Source organism: Ectobacillus funiculus (assembly GCF_004138295.1).
GTDB classification, from domain to species: domain Bacteria; phylum Bacillota; class Bacilli; order Bacillales; family Bacillaceae_G; genus Ectobacillus; species Ectobacillus funiculus.
Genome location: NZ_SCFM01000034.1, coordinates 1 through 17,162 on the forward strand (window position 1 = coordinate 1; position 17,162 = coordinate 17,162).

General features: G+C 41.6%; 17 protein-coding genes and 1 pseudogene. 13 read left to right on the plus strand and 5 right to left on the minus strand.

The window, feature by feature from the left end; translation table 11 throughout:
* Positions 1-130 precede the first annotated feature (130 nt).
* Positions 131-613, plus strand: a pseudogene (locus tag EP737_RS18810) (gfo/Idh/MocA family oxidoreductase); the annotation flags it as partial.
* 366 nt (positions 614-979) lie between these two features.
* On the opposite strand, the gene EP737_RS18815 reads toward EP737_RS18810, so the two are convergent.
* Positions 980-1,954: a ring-cleaving dioxygenase gene (locus EP737_RS18815; RefSeq protein ID WP_129729823.1), complete on the minus strand. Its 975-nt coding sequence runs from the start codon at positions 1,952-1,954 to the stop codon at positions 980-982.
* A 392-nt stretch (positions 1,955-2,346) separates the two neighbouring features.
* On the opposite strand from EP737_RS18815, the gene EP737_RS18820 reads away from it, so the two are divergent.
* The 5 genes from EP737_RS18820 (at position 2,347) to EP737_RS18840 (ending at position 6,809) form a co-directional block, all read left to right on the plus strand.
* Positions 2,347-2,973, plus strand: a complete 627-nt coding sequence (locus EP737_RS18820) for a chromate transporter (RefSeq protein WP_129729825.1) — start codon at positions 2,347-2,349, stop codon at positions 2,971-2,973.
* A gap of 23 nt (positions 2,974-2,996) precedes the next feature.
* Positions 2,997-3,536 (plus strand): chromate transporter, encoded by a 540-nt coding sequence (locus EP737_RS18825; protein WP_129729827.1) that lies wholly within the window; start codon positions 2,997-2,999, stop codon positions 3,534-3,536.
* A 32-nt stretch (positions 3,537-3,568) separates the two neighbouring features.
* The gene (locus tag EP737_RS18830) at positions 3,569-4,732 is read left to right on the plus strand and encodes an ROK family protein (RefSeq protein ID WP_129729829.1); all 1,164 of its coding nucleotides are present in this window, start codon (positions 3,569-3,571) and stop codon (positions 4,730-4,732) included.
* A gap of 390 nt (positions 4,733-5,122) precedes the next feature.
* Entirely contained in the window at positions 5,123-5,512 is a 390-nt protein-coding gene (locus EP737_RS18835; protein WP_129729831.1) for a hypothetical protein, read from the plus strand.
* A 58-nt stretch (positions 5,513-5,570) separates the two neighbouring features.
* Positions 5,571-6,809, plus strand: a complete 1,239-nt coding sequence (locus EP737_RS18840; protein WP_129729833.1) for a multidrug effflux MFS transporter — start codon at positions 5,571-5,573, stop codon at positions 6,807-6,809.
* A gap of 119 nt (positions 6,810-6,928) precedes the next feature.
* Here EP737_RS18840 and EP737_RS18845 read toward each other — a convergent pair whose 3' ends face one another.
* Together EP737_RS18845 and EP737_RS18850 are read right to left on the minus strand one after the other, a co-directional pair.
* Positions 6,929-7,171, minus strand: a complete 243-nt coding sequence (locus EP737_RS18845) for a spore germination protein (RefSeq protein ID WP_129729835.1) — start codon at positions 7,169-7,171, stop codon at positions 6,929-6,931.
* A gap of 22 nt (positions 7,172-7,193) precedes the next feature.
* Positions 7,194-7,442 (minus strand): spore germination protein, encoded by a 249-nt coding sequence (locus EP737_RS18850; RefSeq protein ID WP_246040304.1) that lies wholly within the window; start codon positions 7,440-7,442, stop codon positions 7,194-7,196.
* A 273-nt stretch (positions 7,443-7,715) separates the two neighbouring features.
* On the opposite strand from EP737_RS18850, the gene EP737_RS18855 reads away from it, so the two are divergent.
* The gene (locus EP737_RS18855; protein ID WP_129729839.1) at positions 7,716-8,735 is read left to right on the plus strand and encodes an XdhC family protein; all 1,020 of its coding nucleotides are present in this window, start codon (positions 7,716-7,718) and stop codon (positions 8,733-8,735) included.
* Positions 8,671-9,321, plus strand: coding sequence for a nucleotidyltransferase family protein (locus EP737_RS18860; protein ID WP_129729841.1), 651 nt, complete (start codon positions 8,671-8,673; stop codon positions 9,319-9,321). Before EP737_RS18855 ends, EP737_RS18860 begins: the two co-directional genes overlap by 65 nt.
* Positions 9,322-9,446: 125 nt before the next feature.
* Here EP737_RS18860 and EP737_RS25725 read toward each other — a convergent pair whose 3' ends face one another.
* Both EP737_RS25725 and EP737_RS18865 read right to left on the minus strand, forming a co-directional pair.
* Positions 9,447-9,593: a hypothetical protein gene (locus EP737_RS25725; protein WP_165350859.1), complete on the minus strand. Its 147-nt coding sequence runs from the start codon at positions 9,591-9,593 to the stop codon at positions 9,447-9,449.
* 5 nt (positions 9,594-9,598) lie between these two features.
* Positions 9,599-10,060, minus strand: coding sequence for a hypothetical protein (locus EP737_RS18865; protein ID WP_129729843.1), 462 nt, complete (start codon positions 10,058-10,060; stop codon positions 9,599-9,601).
* Between the two features lie 713 nt (positions 10,061-10,773).
* Here EP737_RS18865 and EP737_RS18870 point away from each other — a divergent pair.
* The 5 genes from EP737_RS18870 to rhaB all read left to right on the plus strand — a co-directional run bounded on the left by EP737_RS18870 (position 10,774) and on the right by rhaB (position 17,151).
* A complete protein-coding gene (locus EP737_RS18870; RefSeq protein WP_129729845.1) occupies positions 10,774-12,843 on the plus strand; it encodes a bifunctional aldolase/short-chain dehydrogenase in 2,070 nt (689 codons plus the stop codon).
* A gap of 544 nt (positions 12,844-13,387) precedes the next feature.
* Positions 13,388-13,672 carry a hypothetical protein gene (locus EP737_RS18875; RefSeq protein ID WP_129729847.1) on the plus strand — a complete coding sequence of 95 codons (285 nt, stop codon included), beginning with the start codon at positions 13,388-13,390 and terminating at the stop codon, positions 13,670-13,672.
* Between the two features lie 24 nt (positions 13,673-13,696).
* Positions 13,697-14,455 carry a membrane protein insertase YidC gene (gene yidC, locus EP737_RS18880; protein ID WP_129729849.1) on the plus strand — a complete coding sequence of 253 codons (759 nt, stop codon included), beginning with the start codon at positions 13,697-13,699 and terminating at the stop codon, positions 14,453-14,455.
* Positions 14,456-14,521: 66 nt separating this feature from the next.
* Positions 14,522-15,490, plus strand: coding sequence for an AraC family transcriptional regulator (locus tag EP737_RS18885; RefSeq protein WP_129729851.1), 969 nt, complete (start codon positions 14,522-14,524; stop codon positions 15,488-15,490).
* A gap of 242 nt (positions 15,491-15,732) precedes the next feature.
* On the plus strand, positions 15,733-17,151 hold the full coding sequence (gene rhaB / locus EP737_RS18890; RefSeq protein ID WP_129729853.1) for a rhamnulokinase: 1,419 nt from the start codon (positions 15,733-15,735) through the stop codon (positions 17,149-17,151).
* The last annotated feature ends 11 nt before the right edge of the window (positions 17,152-17,162 follow it).

The window sequence follows — 17,162 nt, forward strand, 5'->3', positions numbered from 1 at the left end:
GTTGGGGGTTTCCCCCTGTGAGAGTAGGACGTCGCTAGGCAGCTGGAAAGCTGATGGATTATAATCCATCAGCTTTTTTTGCTTTGTATAAATCATTTATATTTTCTAGAAAAATGTCTATTTTTAGTGGACAAGCGAGCCGCAATATGGAACCATAATTACAGTTAATATGCCAACGCATATTGCCGGAGTCATTGATTTTGCAAGCGGCGCAATCGGGATGCTGATTACAAGCTTTGATATTAAAGGCGGTTCTTCTGCATTCCCGTATATTGAAATTTACGGTACCGAAGGCTCACTCAAGGTACCGGATCCCAATACATTTGATGGTCCGGTGTATGTAAGACGAAACGGAGATGCCAATTGGAGCGAAGTGCCATTAACACATGGCTTTACCGAGCAAGGCCGCGGATTAGGCGTTGCTGATATGGCGTGTGCGATTCGAACGGGACGAAAGCATCGGGCGAACGGAGGCTTAGCGTACCATGTACTTGAAGCAATGCATGGCTTTCATGATGCGTCAAAGGAAGGAAAACATTATCTGATGGAGAGTACATGCGAACGACCAGCTGCGCTGCCGCTGCATTTACCGGCCGACGCGCTGGATAGCTGATTGATAGGATAGCAAATTTTTGCTTACAAGTATAAGAAAAGCGGACAAGGCCCGCCTTTTATGGCAGCGTAGGGGTGAGCCGGAGTAAAAGGCGCTTTTTGCCTTTTGCAGGGGTTCAGCCCGGAGTCTGCCATTTTGGGCCTTGGGAGCTAGACCCCACCTCGAAAAGTTATACTTTCTTATCTTATCAAAAATAAAACCCATTGGCTGCATTGTTCCAATGGGTTTTACCTTTACACTGTATAAGGTATAAATTTCCAGCTGGAAGTCAATTCAACGTAGTCGGAAATATTAGGAATACAGTATAAATAGGGCTGCACCTCTGTCTTCGCCCAAGAGCGGGTCTCGCCAATCAGCGAGTTTTCTTTAGCCCTGCTTCGTATCAAGCGGCTTCAAGCGTGCTTCAATTTCTTTGCGCTGCGGCTCGAAAAATGGCGGCAGTGCGAGGGATTCACCTAAATGCTCTAGTTCTTCATCTGTATCAAAGCCAGGCCCATCTGTTGCGAGCTCAAATAGAATGCCGTTTGGCTCCTTAAAGTAGAGGGAGTGGAAATAGAAGCGATCCACAAAGCCAGAGTTTCCAAATCTAGCTTTCTTAATCCGTTCAATCCAAGCGCGCAGCTCTTCATCGTTATCCACGCGGAAGGCAACGTGATGAACGCCGCCGCGACCGAGACGCGCTGGCGGAAGGTCTGTCCGTTCCTCTACATGCACCTCAGCACCTGTTCCTCCTTCTCCTGTTTCAAACACAATAATATCAGGCTGGTTTGGCACGGAGGATGGATATTGTCCAACTTGTCGGAAGCCCATTAGCTGTGTTAAGACAGTGATTGTATGTTCAGCTTGGCGCACGGTTAATTGAACAGGTCCTAAGCCAAGAATGCCATACTTGCGCGGAATAGGGCTCTTTTCCCATGGGATGCCGCCTGCTACACCTTTGTTTGCTTCATCTGATACAAGAATTAGACGCTGTCCTTCAAAATCCTTAAATGCAAGAGTAGAACGACCTGCCCGTTCCTTAATCTCTTCATGTACGACACCTGCTTCTTCAAAGCGTTTCTTCCAGTAAGACAATGCCTCATCACTCGCTACACGAAGAGAAAGTGCTGAGATGCTGTTAATCCCTTCATAATTATGCCCAGCTCTTGGAATTTCAAAAAATGTTAGTTCTGTTCCCGGGTTTCCTTTTTCATCTCCATAAAATAAATGATAGACGGATGTATCGTCCTGGTTTACTGTTTTTTTCACTAAGCGCAGTCCGAGAGTTTTTGTGTAAAATTCAAAGTTTTTCGGAGCAGAAGCTGTAATGGCGGATACGTGGTGAATTCCTTTTAATTCCATTTAAATTCCTCCTAGCTGTATTTTCACTCATGTAATAGTTCTGTGCAATTTTTATATAAAGAAGAAGACTTGAAATTAACTAACTTTATGTAAGTTAATATACTATTATGGGATTGTTATGTCAACCTTTATATGTAATGGTCAGGAAGTAGTATATTTGTTCCACTGTAGGAAAGTATAAATTTCTAGCTAGAAGTAGATGCGACGTAATCGGAGGTTTTAGGAATACAGTATAAGTAGGGCTACACCTCTGTCCTCGCCAGGGAGCAGGGCTCACCAATCGACGAGTTTTCTTTAGTTTCGCACAAAACTTTCATTACACACTTTTATCCAAAATGGAGAAAAGTATGCTATGATAATAATAACGAAGCCGCATACATGGGGGGAGTTGTATGAAAACGGACTTGAAAGTGTTGTGGGGAATTTTTTTAGTTTTTCTAAAAATCAGTCCTGTTACGTTTGGCGGAGGATATGCAATGATTCCTGCCATTGAAAGGGCGGTTGTTCGAGAAAAGAAATGGCTGAAGGCGGAGGATGTTACGGATGTGTTCGCTGTAGCGGGTTCTGTTCCTGGGGCGGTTGCAATTAATGCGGCTACCTTCACTGGCTATCGCATTGCGGGAGTTAGCGGCGCAATGGTCGCTATGATGGGAGTATTAGTTCCTACCTTTTTAGTTGTTGTTGCGATTAGCCTTTCCTTCTTCTATTTAAAAGATAACCCAAAAATGACTGCTGCTTTTAAGGGTATCCGGCCAGCAATTGTTGCGTTAATTACATTCGCCGGATATAAAATTTGGAAGACTGCTGTTTTTGATAAAACAACATTCGTTACAGTTTGTGTAACGGTTTTCTTTTTATTAGTCCTACATGTTCATCCTGTTTTTATAATTATGTGCGGAGCAGCAGCGGGAATTGGATTTGTAAAGGTAAAAGAAAAGTTAGGATATGCGACTCGTTTAGATGAACCGAAGACAGAAGAAGTTCCTGATATTCATTATTTTATGGGCGCAGGTATATAAGAAGATGGAAAGAAGGAGAGAGTATGCTTTTATGGGGGCTGTTTAAAACGTTCTGTATGATCGGGCTCGTTTCGTTTGGCGGAGGCTATGCGATGATTCCTGTCATTGAAACAGAGGTTTCAAGAAACGGCTGGATGACGACCCAGCAATTTACTGATGCTGTTGCGATTGCCGGGATGTCGCCTGGCGCTATCGCAACGAATAGTGCGATGGTCGTTGGGTACCAAACAGCCGGTGTTCTGGGAGCGACTGTTGCTGCCCTTGGCATGATTTTGCCTTCCGTCGTTATTATCTTACTTGCTGCTGTCTTTTTTAACAAAGTTCATAAAAATAAAACGGTACAATCGGCATTTTACGGATTACGGCCTGTTGTAGTCGGTATGATTATTTATGCAGCGATAAAGTTGGCGCTTTCTAATGGAATGATGAACTCTATTTCTTATTATTCTATCAGTGCCTTCTTATTATTTGCGCTATCCTTATTTGCTTTAATGCGTCTGCGTATGCATCCTGTTTACGTGATTATCCTCGCAGGATTAGTCGGTGTAACCTTATATTCCTAGTCAAATAGGGGAGAGGAAGGAGAGGATGCTTGATGCTGAAGCACTTTTTGCAAGCAGACTTGAAAAAAGATAAAGAGCTAAAAGCATTGTATCAACTCATTCATAAGAAGGGACCGACTACAAAGGTCTGGTTGCTTGAGCAAACGAAAATGAAGCAAACGACACTGACAAGAATGATGGATGAGCTTCTTGGCAAGGGGTTGATTCGCGAGTGCGGATTCGGTGAGTCGAGCGGAGGTAGACCGCCTACCTTATATGATGTTGATGCAGGCAATCATTTTATCATTGGAATAGACATTACCCGTATTCAAACACGTGTGGTGTTAACCGATCTTCGTCTTCAGCAGATAGAGAAAAAATCGTTTGCGATGACGGCTGAACATACGCCAGAGAGAACGGTTTCCGAAATCAAGAGCATTATTTCCGGATTCATGAAGAACTATCAATTTGCGCTGGAGGAATTGTTGGGCATTGGAATCAGCGCGGTTGGACCGCTTGACCGGAACGCAGGGGTGATTTTGCGTCCAGAAGCCTTTTACGCATCTAACTGGGTGCAAGTACCTATTGTTCAGCAGCTTCGGGAAGCATTTCCTGTTCAGGTACTTCTTCGCAATGGGGCGCATACAGCTATTATTGGGGAATCCTATCAAGAGCCTTTTGTGGGGGAGAATATTTTGTACTGTATAAGCGGCGAAGGTCTTCGCTGCGGCGTAATGACCAATGGTGAGTTGATCCAAAATAAAACCGGAGATGTGAGCGCCTACGATCATATGATTATTGAGGTAAACGGGCGTCCATGTGTATGTGGGAAAAAAGGCTGTATCACCTCTTATATGTCGCACAAGGCGATTCGACAAGAACTGGGTCAGCTATTGAACAGGAGTTCTATTACAGCAGAAGAGATGATGAAGCTGATCGAGAAGCGGCATCCTGCTGCTGTACAAGCGGTGATGCATTCTGCTTATTATTATGGAGTTGGAATTGCGAATATGGTGAATTTGCTGCAACCGGATGTTGTAATGTTAAGCGGCGCATTGATATACGGCTATCCAGAATACTATAATGCTGTTATTCGTGCAGCTTTGCAGCATATGCACGATATAGAGCGGGGGCATGTTACTTTTACCCAAGGTGTGCTAAAGTCGGATGCAGCAGCTGTAGGGGCAGCTGTTTTGGCGTTTCAGTCATATTTTTGAATAGCGAAACTTTGGACAGAGTGTTTTCCAACACTCTTTTTTATACTTTAAGAAAGTATAAATTCCCAACCGGAAGTCAATTCGACGTAGTAGGGAATTTTAGGAATACAGTATAAGGGCAACCACGCCTCTGTCTTCGCTAATTGGTAGGGCTTGATACATATTAAATGCTGAAAATGATAGAAAGAAGCTGATATGATAGTGGTGCTGTAAAATATTAAGTGTTCTAAAGGAGAATATGTATGTTATGCAACCGAATCAAGCTTTCGGTTGCATTTTTTGATTTTACTTGAAAATCTAATCACTGTATATTTTTTGTGCTACAAAAATTGTTTTCCCATTAGAAATGGTTTATGATTTTTTGTAGAACAAAAAATCTAAGGAGAACATATGAAAGAGCTGACATTCACATCATTTGAGCAGTATGAGCAATATATAAAAGAAAAAATGGCGCATAAAGCAAGAAAAAGAGGCTTGCAAGGTGATGCTTTGACTGAGTATTTGCGGAAGCATGAGAATGATGCGGCACGTATTTGGAAAGAGCACGACTGCCAGACATGGCTTGAGAAAGATGGTTATGTGACGATAGCTGTTTGGAGAGATGAGAGCGGGCAACGGAAAATTGGCAGAGGCAGACCGAGGAAGTCAGAATGTGAAAAGCTTAAGCATTCAATCCACGTTCGGTTAGATGAGGAAACATATCAAAAGCTCAGTCATTTTTGTATGGAACAAAATATTGATATTTCTGAGGTAATTCGGCTTTTGATCCGACGCATGTAATGTGGCAATCTTTTTGTTTTTTCGTAGTAGCTTTTAGTTAGGAAAGGAATGATTGAATATGGGGAATTCTTTAGTAAACTCAGTAGATAGCAATCTATCAAAATCTAAGCGATTATGGATTGCGGTTATATTAGGCACCTTGGCTGCATTCGGCCCGTTATCAATTGATATGTATTTACCAGCCTTGCCGGACTTGGCAAAAGATTTTCATACTAGTCCCTCTTTTGTACAGCTTAGCCTGACCTTTTTCTTACTAGGCCTTTCTTCAGGACAGCTGCTTGCCGGTCCGCTTAGTGATATATACGGACGTAGAAGACCGCTTCTCATTGGACTTAGCATTTACTTTGTTGCCTCTATTTTATGTGTATTTAGTCCTTCTATTTGGGCGTTTATTGTATTGCGCTTAATACAAGGCATGGCAGGAGCAGCCGGGGTTGTTATTTCCCGTGCTGTTGTCCGGGATCTTTACTCTGGTTCGGAGCTCACGAGGTTTTTTTCACTGCTTTCTCTAGTAAACGGAATTGCTCCTATTTTGGCACCTGTATTTGGCGCACAATTGCTGCGAATCGCACCGTGGCAGGGAGTTTTTATCGTGTTAAGTTTTATCGGCTTTGCCATGTTTTTTGTCGTTATGTTCGGTTTGCCTGAAACATTGCCAAATGAGCGTCGTTTAGCGGGCGGTGTGAAAAATACGCTTCTTACGTTTGGAAATATTCTTCGTGACCGCAGCTTTATCGGTTATGCACTGTCACAAGGTCTTGTATTTGCCGCAATGTTTGCCTATATCTCGGGTTCACCGTTTGTTGTACAAAATATTTATGGAGCGTCTGCGCAAATGTTCAGCTTGATTTTTGCGATAAATGGGATAGGAATTATGCTGGCTAGTCAAATAACTGGCAGATTAGCCAATATCGTAGGGGAGACAAGGCTTCTGGTCACTGGCTTATGTGCATCCTCGCTAGGAGGCATCGCATTGCTTCTTGTATTATTGCTTCATGCAAGCTTATATGTCGTATTGATTCCCTTGTTTTTTGTCGTTGCAAGTGTTGGCATGGTAAATGCAGCTGGTTTTTCATTAGCTATGCAAAAGCAAGGCAAATCAGCGGGCAGTGCGTCGGCTTTGCTAGGGGTGATTTCGTTAGCCTTTGGCGGGATGGTTGCACCTCTCGTCGGAATGGGCGGTGAGAAGTCTGCTGTTCCGATGGGTATTATTATTGCGGCCTTAGGTTTTGGTGCTGTTTTATCTTATCTGATTTTAGTGAAAAAATCAGAAGCATTACGTGAGAACTCCATCTGATCATAACAGAGGATCGAAAATAGCATCACACTGTTGTAAATGGAAATGCACCCTAATCTACTTCGGTAGATTAGGGTGCATTATGTTTTTCTAGTATTACAACATGGAATTCGCCTTACTTACAATGGTGTAGCTATAGGTGAAGATGGGTTCGCCACTTGACCTTGATCGCTGATATCAGAATCATTCACACCGGTTGCCATCACGCTATTCGCAAAGGATAAATCGCCTAACGTAAAACAAGCACCCATCATTTTGCTGTTGGCAGTGTGACTGTTATGAACGGTTGGACCGATATCAATATTACCGTTTTGTGTTACGCCGTTGACTTTAATATTAAAGACATTTATTGCATATGGCATGAAATAAGCCTCCTAATTTTTCTTAAGTGTTTTGTTGTTGCTCAACAATTGGTGATTCTGTAGTACCGATATCAGATTGATCTACAAAATCGGGGTCCTGTACATTTAAATCCATATTTGCATGTATCGGGGACGTATCACCCACTGAGGTGGAATTCCCTAAAAATTTGCTATGGGCAGAGTGGCTATTATGGAAAGCAGGACCAATATTGATGGAGGCGTTGCTTGCCATGCTGTTTATTTTTACATTTTGGATGTTTATTAGAAGCATAATTTACCCACCTATCTTTTTCCGTTACACTTACCACAGTATATGAAGTTGTTTGAAAAGCGTTAAAGAATTAGGAAGGATTACAGCGGATCCTCAATATGTCAGTACTAAAGGCTCTAGACAACTAATATGATAAAGTAGCCGTGAGAGGAGGTCTGATATGAACCAGTATCGTTTGATTGGAGAAAGCATCAATGATTGCTGCGTAAGCTATCAGGAAATGAAAAAGGCTGTACAATCTGTGCTTCAAAATGGAAAGCAGGGTGAAATCTAGTGGCTGCCTTGTATGATATTATAGAAGCCGTTACAACTATATCTGAATCGTGTACACTCGCAACCCTTATTCGTGTGGAAGGATCGTCATATCTGAAGGAAGGCACAATGATGGTAATGAGAGAAGATGGCATGCGGCTTGGTATGCTGAGCGCAGGCTGTGTGGAGGAGGATCTTTATCATCACTCTCAGGATGTCACCTTCGACAAATGGTCTATCCATGAGTTTGATACGGGGGAAGAGGACGATTTATCATGGGGAATCGGTTGTAATGGAATACTTCATATATTGTTGGAGAAGGTGGATCCTTTTTATCGAGAATCTTTACGAAGAGTAAAAGCGTATATGGATCAAGGGCTGTATGTTTGGATGGTGAAGCATCTCATAAAATCCAAAACTCTTTTTATAAGTGAAAACGGAGATATATTTGGAAGCTGGGCGGAAGACATTCCTTCCGTTTTAGAGCTGAGAAATGGGATTTACAAGGACATATACATGCAGTGCCTTCAGCCTCAGCAGCGTTTATTTATTTTTGGCGCGGGTGAAGATGCAAAGCCCCTGGTTCGTTTAGCGAAGGAAACTGGTTTTTTCACCACAGTTTATGATTGGCGTGAGGCATTGTGTACGCCGTTAAGCTTTCCTGAGGCAGACTCTTGCATAGTTGGCTTCCCAAGAGAAGTCATGCCTCGTTTAGACATTACAGAACGTGATTTTGTGGTGATTATGACGCATCATTTCAAACGAGATCAAGAAATTCTAACACTTCTCTTACAGAGAACATGCCGTTATTTGGGGATGCTAGGATCTAGGCAGCGTACCGCCCGGTTATTTAGAGAAATGGAAAAGCCCGCGTGGATATCTGCCCCGGTCGGTTTACCCATTGGAGCGCGGGGGCCCGCGGAAATTGCTGTAAGCATCATTGCAGAAATGATACAAATAGTGAGGATGGAGCATAATGAAAATAGTAGGAATATACTTGGCAGCGGGAAGCAGCAGGAGAATGGGACCAGGAATGCATAAGCTCTGTCTTCCTATGAAGGGGACATCGCTTGGAAATTTGGCACTGAATACTGCTCTTGCCTCGAGTTTGAGCGAAGTGATAGTGATTACAAATTTTTCCTCTTGGATTTTGGGAGGGGGACAGAAGGAAAGGATACATCTTCTTTCCTGTCAGAACGCATCCTTGGGGCAATCCTATTCCTTGCGCCAAGGGATTGAGAAAGCGGAAAGCCTGCAGGCGGATGGGGCAATGGTCCTGCTGGCCGATCAGCCGTTTATTACAGTTGAAACTTTGAATACAATCATACGGGAGTTCCAGCAGTGTCCGGAATTACAGTATGTAGCAGCAGCCTATCAAGATATTCCGCGACCTCCTGTTTTATTTTCCAGCAATATTTTTCCGGTTTTGAAAAAGCTGAAGGGCGATCAAGGAGCCCGTTTCATTTTTTCTGATCCTTCGTTTCGAGGGAAGGTCCTTCCGTATGATAATGCAAGGTTGTTTTATGATGTAGATACATGGGAGGACTATCATGCAGCTAGCCGTTCTTTTTTTAAAGAAAACTCGCCGACTGGCGAGCCGTGCCCTTGGGCGAAGACAGAGGTGTAGCCCTACTTATACTGTATTCCTAAAATTTCCGACTGCGTCGAATTTGCTTCTAGCTGGAAATTTATACTTTCCTACAGTGAAACTAAAATCACTGCAAAACAGGAAGGCTTTGCAGTGATTTTGTTTTATATATGAACAGTGCTTTCTGAAATGAGTGCAACGTCACTCGCTTTAGGCTGAGTGAAGAAAAAGATGAAGGAAATGATGAGCACCGCCATGAAGAAAATAGTAGTTTCAGATGGTTTAATCGTTGGAAGGTCCGTTAAAGACATCGATATCACTCCTTTGTTAGTTTTTCCACTAGTGCAGGGTCAACATAAAAATGCTGGGATACAATCTTTTGGAAAGAATTAAACTCTTTATTTACCTGACTCAAAGCGGACGGTTCAGTTCTCGAAACCCCAAAGATAGGTCCGCTGACAGTAAGTGTGAATCTTTTTGAAGAAGTAAATGTTCCTAATACTCGAATCTGATCGTGAATCAATAATGCAGCTATAATAATATCTATGATATCAATAAACCAACTAGCTATTCGATTTTTTTGTTTACCCTCTAGCCGGCTAATTCCGGTGAGCGGTCCTCCTATTGAAATGCGAAATCCTCCCGGGGTAACAAATACGCCTATAATTGTAATTTGGCCAGTCAATAATAATATGGCTGTTATGACATCAATGTTCCGCTGAATGAAGCTAATGGTTTGTTTCTCTTTTTCTAGGGCGTTGTTTTCCAAATTTACCACATCCTTTATCAGTTTCCAGCAGAAGACTCCCGTTTCAAACCTGTAATGGGCATAACCCAGTGATAATTGGGAGATGTGCAACACCATTGCAACACGTATAGGGTGAAAAAAGAGAAGCATCCATCATTCTTTGTAAGGGAGTGTGAGCTCTCCCTATTGCCCTATGAGAACTCTGTATTTCGCTTCCTAGGAAGAAGATACGGAATCCCCCACCTTCGACCAACGGAAATCCCCTTGTGGGAAAGGAGCATTAGCGAGCAGGTGGTGGGCAGTTCAAGGTGGGATACTGTATTCTATGCTGAAAATGGATTCGTGTTATTAACCTATTTTTATGTGGAATGAACAGTACATACATCGGTTTTACAACAAGCTATAATCAAGCATATCCCTGCTGAAATCCTTTTTTACACTTTAAGAAAGTATAAATTTCTAGCTAGAAGACAATTCGACGTAGTGAGAAATCTTAGGAATAAAGTATAAGTGCAACTACGTCTCTGTCTTCGCCCAAAGGCAGGGCTCGCCAATCGGCGAGTCTTCTTTATTTTAGGAGAGAATAAAAGGGATTTAAACAAGGATAAAACAGACAAGTAAACAAAAGTTAACAAAAATAAAAAAAGGTATTTAAAAATAAAAAGATCTGTTATATAATGAATTCAAACATAAACAAACTATAAAAATTAAAAAACAAACATAAACAAAGGTGGTAAATCAAAATGGTAAAAAGCCTATGGCAAGCAGAGCAAGCAGCACAATTGCAGCAAGGGGTAGAAGAATTAGCATACCGCTCCAATTTAATTGGAACAGATCGTTCTGTATGTAACTGGGGTGGCGGCAATACATCAATGAAAACAATCGAGAAGGACTTCCGCGGCCGCGATGTAGAAGTAATGTGGGTAAAAGGAAGCGGTTCCGATTTAGGAACAATGAAAGTTCAACATTTCACTGGCCTGCGTATGGAAGATATTCGTCCACTGATCGAGCGTGACGAAATGCCGGATGAGGAAATGGTGGCATACTTGGCAAACTGTATGATTGACAGCAAGCATCCACGCGCATCCATCGAAACATTATTGCATGCATTCCTGCCATTCAAGCATGTAGACCATACGCATCCAGATGCAATCATCGGCCTTTGCTGCGCAGATAACGGCAGACAGCTGGCGGAAGAAATTTACGGCAATCGATTCGTTTGGGTACCATATATTCGCCCTGGCTTCACATTATCCAAAATGATTGCGGAAGGTGTAAAAAACAATCCGAACGCTGAGCTTGTATTAATGGAAAAGCACGGTCTTGTTACGTGGGGTGAAACGTCCGAAGAGGCCTATGCAAAAACAATCGCAATTATTAATGAAGCTGAAGCATATATCAACGATCGCATTGAAGAAGAGAAAGTATTTGGCGGTCAAAAATACGGAGCACTTGCTGCTGAAGAGCGTAGAAACATCTTGGCACAAGTTATGCCTGTTATCCGCGGTGCGGTAAGCGACGAAAAGAAAATGATTTTATCTTATGACGATGCAGAAGATGTACTTCAATTTGTAAACAGCCACAATGCACCTGAGCTTTCCCAAGTTGGAGCAGCTTGCCCTGACCATCTTGTGCATACAAAACGTACACCATTGTACATTGACTGGAACCCACAAACTGAAGATGTAAACAGCCTAATTGAAAAAGTGAAGGCTGGCGTTGCAAGCTTTAAAGAAGAGTATGCAGCATATTTTGAACGCAATAAACACGAAGGCGACAAAATGTTTGAAGCAGCTCCGCGTGTTATCCTAATCCCTGGTATCGGTATGGTGAACACAGGCAAAAATTTAGCAATGTCACATGTAAGCGGAGCCCTGTATCACCGTGCAATTGCAGTTATGAAGGGCTCTACAGCATTAGGTGAATTTGTATCCTTAAACGAAAATGAATCCTACAACGTAGAATACTGGCCATTAGAGCTTTACAAATTAACACTTGCTCCAGCTGAGGCTGAATTCTCTCGTAAGATTGCCTTTATTACAGGCGGTGCAGGCGGAATCGGCAGCGCAACAGCACGTCGTTTTGTATCCGAAGGTGCGCATGTTGTATTAGCTGACTTGAATCTTGAAGGCGCACAAAAGGTTGCGGCTGAAATCAATGAAAAGTATGGTGAAGGCCGTGCGATTGGCGTGAAAATGGACGTGACAAGCGAAGAGCAAGTACAAGCAGCATTCGCAGAAGCAGCTCTAGCATACGGCGGTGTAGATATTATCGTCAATAACGCAGGTCTTGCAACATCCAGCCCATTCGATGAAACATCTCTTAAAGAATGGAACTTGAATATGAACGTGCTTGGAACAGGCTATTTCTTAGTAGCACGTGAAGCATTCAAGCAAATGAAAGTGCAAGGTGTTGGCGGAAGCATGGTATTCGTTGGATCTAAAAACTCTGTGTATGCCGGCAAAAACGCAGCAGCATACAGTTCTGTGAAAGCACTTGAAACACATTTGGCACGTTGTATTGCAGCAGAAGGCGGAGAATATGGCATTCGCGTAAACTCTGTATTGCCTGATGCAGTATTACAAGGTTCAGCAATTTGGGGATCAAACTGGCGTAACGAACGTGCCGCAGCATACGGCATTGAGCCTGATCAATTAGAAGAGCATTACCGTAAACGTACAACATTGCTTGTTAATATCTACCCATCGGATATTGCGGAATCTATCGCATTCTTCGCATCCTCCAAGGCAGAGAAAACAACAGGCTGCATGATTACAGTTGACGGCGGTGTACCAGCAGCATTTACTCGATAAGAAGCTGTAATAGTGTTTATTTGCCCCCTATAAATAAAGAAGCAAAAAGGACGAATCCGAAACCATGGATTCGTCCTTTTTCTAGCCTTTTAAGAGAGTATAAATTTCCAGCTAGAAGCTAATTCAACGTAGCAGGAAATTTTAGAAACAGAGTGTAAGTACCACTACGTTTCTGTCTTTGCCCGGGGGCAGGGCCCGCCCATCAGCACGTTTTCTTTAGTAATGAATTCCATGGATCCCTTATCAAGTAATTCAATGTTATCATTGAATTACTTCACCTACGCCCTTCACAAAATTGAAGTAGGGTACTATTCTAGCAAAGTCTGATAGAAAAATGCTTATAGGTTGTATAATATCAAAATTGGTCATATGGATATGAAGGGGATGTTATTAGCTATAACGAATACAAAGCATAATGAACGAGGATCACGGATTTCTGTATCTGCTGTATTCAATTGCCACAGCATTGTTGCAGCTCATTTTTCTATTCAAAAGGTTGTTTTTCTTTCTTTGTGTTATAATGGGGTTAGAAGGATGTGAAACTGTGGAATTTTTTATACCGGATGGCTCTATGTATATAGCATTTGTCTTGCTGACAACGTTTTTTCTATGTATGGCATCACAATTTGCTGCAACTCAGACTGTACATAAGCAAGCCGCCCTTCGACAAGGAAGCTTGTGTATTGTACAACAGACTGATGTTTGCTCTAACTGTAACCTTGTGCCGTCTATTTATTTTAAATATAAAATGACTTGCTCTGTCCACAGACAAGAATCTGCCGGAGAGCAAGACGATGAAGGTCCGTATCTCTCAATGTTTTTCGCATAACAGAAAAACATTGGAGGGACATATATGTCAAAACTCATAAAACTTTTATCGATAACATTGTTATTTATAGGTATACTTGCGGGATGCAGCGCAGCCGCATCTTCTTCCGGGCCAAACACGGACTTGTGGCACCATTATTTTATTTATCCGATGTCTTTGCTTATTGTTCATGTTGCGAAGGCGTGGATATTTCAAAGCTTTGGCTTTGCCATTATGATTGTAACGGTTGGTGTGCGGATGCTTCTCATGCCTCTCAATGTTATGCAATATAAGAATCAGTTGAACATGAAACGGCTTCAGCCGCAGCTCAAGGAGCTGAAAAAAAAGTACTCATCTAAGCATGCGGAGGAACAAAAGCAATATCAGGTGGAAATGATGAAGCTCATGCAAGAGAATAAGGCCAATCCAATGATGGGATGTCTTCCTCTTATCGTGCAGCTCCCAGTTTTCTCAGCTGTGTATTATGCTATTCGACAGACGAAGGAGATTAGCAGTGCTTCCTTTTTATGGCTAAACCTTGGACATCCTGATCCGTACTATGTGCTTCCGCTTCTTGCGGCATGTATGACGTATATACAAGCAAGGGTCGTTCAGACGAATGTCCCAGCAGAACAGATGGCGCAGGTTAGAATGATGCAATTGATGTCACCGGTCATGGTTCTTATGTTTGGATTCGCTTCACCATCGGGACTTGTGCTCTATTGGCTGACAGGTAGTATTTTTATGATTGCACAATATACGGTTTTGAAAAAGCTGTACCGAAACGAGACAGCTTCAGCATAAGAGTGAAGAGAGCATTCTGTTAGAGCAGAATGCTCTCTTATCTATAATAGATTAGGGGGAATTTGGATGTCCTTCGATTTACTGCAGGAGTTAATGGAATTAACAGAGGAGGAACAAGCCATCCTCCAGCAAAAACAAGAAGTGCGAAGAGAGCTTTACACAAGTCAGACCAATTTTATTATTGAAGGCGATAAGTTTCTCACTAAAGAAAAAATGATTATGGTTCGAAAGCATACACGCTTTGTTGACTTCCCAAAGCATAAGCATGATTATATTGAAATGAATTATGTATATAACGGAACGCTAAAGCAAAAGGTAGGCGGTACATCAATTACTTTAAAGCGAGGCGAATTCCTTATTTTGAACCAGCATATAGAACACGAGATTGAGGCTTGTGCAAAAGAGGACATTGTTATCAATTTCATTATACGCGCGGAATTTTTTGATTTTATTTTCTCTTACTTAACATCCGAAAATATTGTAAGCGATTTTTTAATTAACAGCTTATATAACAATACGCAAAATGGGCAATTTATGTATTTTAAAGTGGCAGAGGTTAGTGAAATTCAAGAGATGCTTGAAAAAATAATTAGGGAAATTATGAATCCCTCCTTATTATCGGAATCCACAATTAAGCTATATATGGGGCTTTTCATGATTGAATTGATTAAGCACGCTGATAAGGTAGAGCAGAAGAAAGAGTCTTCTCTCCAGCACTTTTTAGTTGTTGAATCGTTAAAATATATTGATCAGCACTTTCCTAATGCATCTCTATATGAATTAGCAGAAAAGCTGAATCAATCTCATTATGGTCTCAGCAAGCATATTAAGAAGGCTACAAATTATACATTTAAAGAGCTGCTGCAGGAGAAGCGCTTGAGTAAAGCAAAGGAATTATTAGAAAGCACCGATCTGCCTATTTCCTCAGTGATTGAGCAAGTAGGTTATGATAATATTAGTTATTTTTATCGTATTTTTAAGAGCAAATATGGCCGAACACCAAAGGAATGGCGAGATTGTGAAGTAAGGGAGTAGTTTTCTTTTTGAAAGCTGCTCCCTTATTTTTGGGAGGCAAATATATAGCTTTCTAATTTCACAAAAAAAGGAATATAACAGCTTTGTTTGTGATGATTTCTTTCCGAGTTTACAGGCTAAATTAATAATAATTTATGTGCAAATAAGGACAATAAAAAGGCTACTCACGTTATTATTTTTTTTCCTTATTTCCTTTATCCTATAAACATAAGCAAACGCTTTCAGTATAGAGGGTGATAAAAATGACAAAACATTGTGTAGCAGTTGATATCGGTGCATCAAGCGGAAGGCTCATCGCGGGTCATATTGAGAATGGCACCCTGCAACTACAGGAAGTGCATCGTTTTGAAAATAAAATTGTGCAAAAAGGGAATCATTTTTGCTGGGAAGTAGATACGTTATTTGCGGAAATTAAAAAGGGAATTCATAAATGCCGCGAGCTCGGTTTACAGCCAGAGAGCATCGGTATTGACACTTGGGCGGTAGATTTTGTGCTGCTGGATGAAGATGGAAATCCTTTAACGGATGCTGTTTCATATCGCGATCCAAGAACAGACGGGATGATGGAAGAGGTTTTTAATATCATTTCAAAGGAGCGCCTTTACTTAGAAACAGGGATTCAGTTCCAAAAGTTTAATACCATTTATCAGCTGTATGCCTTGAAGCAAAGCAATCCAGAGATTTTAGAAAAAGCAAAAGCATTCTTGATGATTCCAGAGTATTTTAACTATTTATTAACAGGCAAGAAGGCAAATGAGTATACAAACGCGACATCCACGCAGCTTGTAAATGCTTTTACAAAGAAATGGGATAAGGAGCTTTTGGGGCAATTGGGCATTAATCCTGATGTGTTTCAAGATATTCAAATGCCAAAGACAATCTTAGGGAATTTGACAGAAGAGCTTGTAGAGGAATTTGGCTTTGATATGAAGGTTGTCCTGCCGGCAACACACGACACAGGATCAGCAGTTCTATCTGTTCCTTCATTAGAGGATACTATTTACATTAGCTCTGGTACATGGTCATTAATCGGTGTGGAAAATCCGTTTCCGATTTGTGTGCCTAAGGCGTTAGATTATAACTTCACAAATGAAGGCGGAATGGATTATCGCTATCGCTTCTTAAAAAATATTATGGGGCTTTGGATGATTCAGGAAGTGAGAAGAAATTATAACAATCAATATTCCTTTGCCGAGCTTGTGCAATTGGCGCAGGAAGCTGCAGATTTCCGTTCTATTGTGAATGTGGATGATGCAAGGTTTTTGAAGCCAGACAATATGATTAAGGCGATTCAAAACTATTGCCGTGAAACAGAGCAGGCGGTGCCAAGCACAGTAGGAGAAGTTGCGAAGTGTGTATTTGACAGTTTAGTGGCCAGCTATGAGAAGGCTATTGGTGAGATTAAAGAAATTTTTGAAAAAGAATTTAAAACAATCCATATAATTGGCGGCGGCTGTCAAAATGAATTGTTAAACCAAAAGATTGCTGATGCAACAAATAAGACGGTATATGCTGGGCCTGTTGAGGCAACTGCGATTGGGAATCTTGTCGCACAGCTGATGGCATTAGGTGAGATTGACAGCTTGAACGAGGCAAGAGAACTCATTCAACAGTCATTTGAAGTAAAAACATTTGAAAAAATAGAGGCTTGTATAAATTAAGAGCGCAGAAG

What these genes read in the sequence shown, in the direction of transcription:
- EP737_RS18815 (WP_129729823.1), bottom strand. Translation starts at nt 1,954, where the DNA reads ATGGAATTAAAAGGAATTCACCACGTATCCGCCATTACAGCTTCTGCT.
- EP737_RS18820 (WP_129729825.1), top strand. Translation starts at nt 2,347, where the DNA reads ATGAAAACGGACTTGAAAGTGTTGTGGGGAATTTTTTTAGTTTTTCTA.
- EP737_RS18825 (WP_129729827.1), top strand. Translation starts at nt 2,997, where the DNA reads ATGCTTTTATGGGGGCTGTTTAAAACGTTCTGTATGATCGGGCTCGTT.
- EP737_RS18830 (WP_129729829.1), top strand. Translation starts at nt 3,569, where the DNA reads ATGCTGAAGCACTTTTTGCAAGCAGACTTGAAAAAAGATAAAGAGCTA.
- EP737_RS18835 (WP_129729831.1), top strand. Translation starts at nt 5,123, where the DNA reads ATGAAAGAGCTGACATTCACATCATTTGAGCAGTATGAGCAATATATA.
- EP737_RS18840 (WP_129729833.1), top strand. Translation starts at nt 5,571, where the DNA reads ATGGGGAATTCTTTAGTAAACTCAGTAGATAGCAATCTATCAAAATCT.
- EP737_RS18845 (WP_129729835.1), bottom strand. Translation starts at nt 7,171, where the DNA reads ATGCCATATGCAATAAATGTCTTTAATATTAAAGTCAACGGCGTAACA.
- EP737_RS18850 (WP_246040304.1), bottom strand. Translation starts at nt 7,442, where the DNA reads ATGCTTCTAATAAACATCCAAAATGTAAAAATAAACAGCATGGCAAGC.
- EP737_RS18860 (WP_129729841.1), top strand. Translation starts at nt 8,671, where the DNA reads ATGAAAATAGTAGGAATATACTTGGCAGCGGGAAGCAGCAGGAGAATG.
- EP737_RS25725 (WP_165350859.1), bottom strand. Translation starts at nt 9,593, where the DNA reads ATGTCTTTAACGGACCTTCCAACGATTAAACCATCTGAAACTACTATT.
- EP737_RS18870 (WP_129729845.1), top strand. Translation starts at nt 10,774, where the DNA reads ATGGTAAAAAGCCTATGGCAAGCAGAGCAAGCAGCACAATTGCAGCAA.
- yidC (WP_129729849.1), top strand. Translation starts at nt 13,697, where the DNA reads ATGTCAAAACTCATAAAACTTTTATCGATAACATTGTTATTTATAGGT.
- EP737_RS18885 (WP_129729851.1), top strand. Translation starts at nt 14,522, where the DNA reads ATGTCCTTCGATTTACTGCAGGAGTTAATGGAATTAACAGAGGAGGAA.
- rhaB (WP_129729853.1), top strand. Translation starts at nt 15,733, where the DNA reads ATGACAAAACATTGTGTAGCAGTTGATATCGGTGCATCAAGCGGAAGG.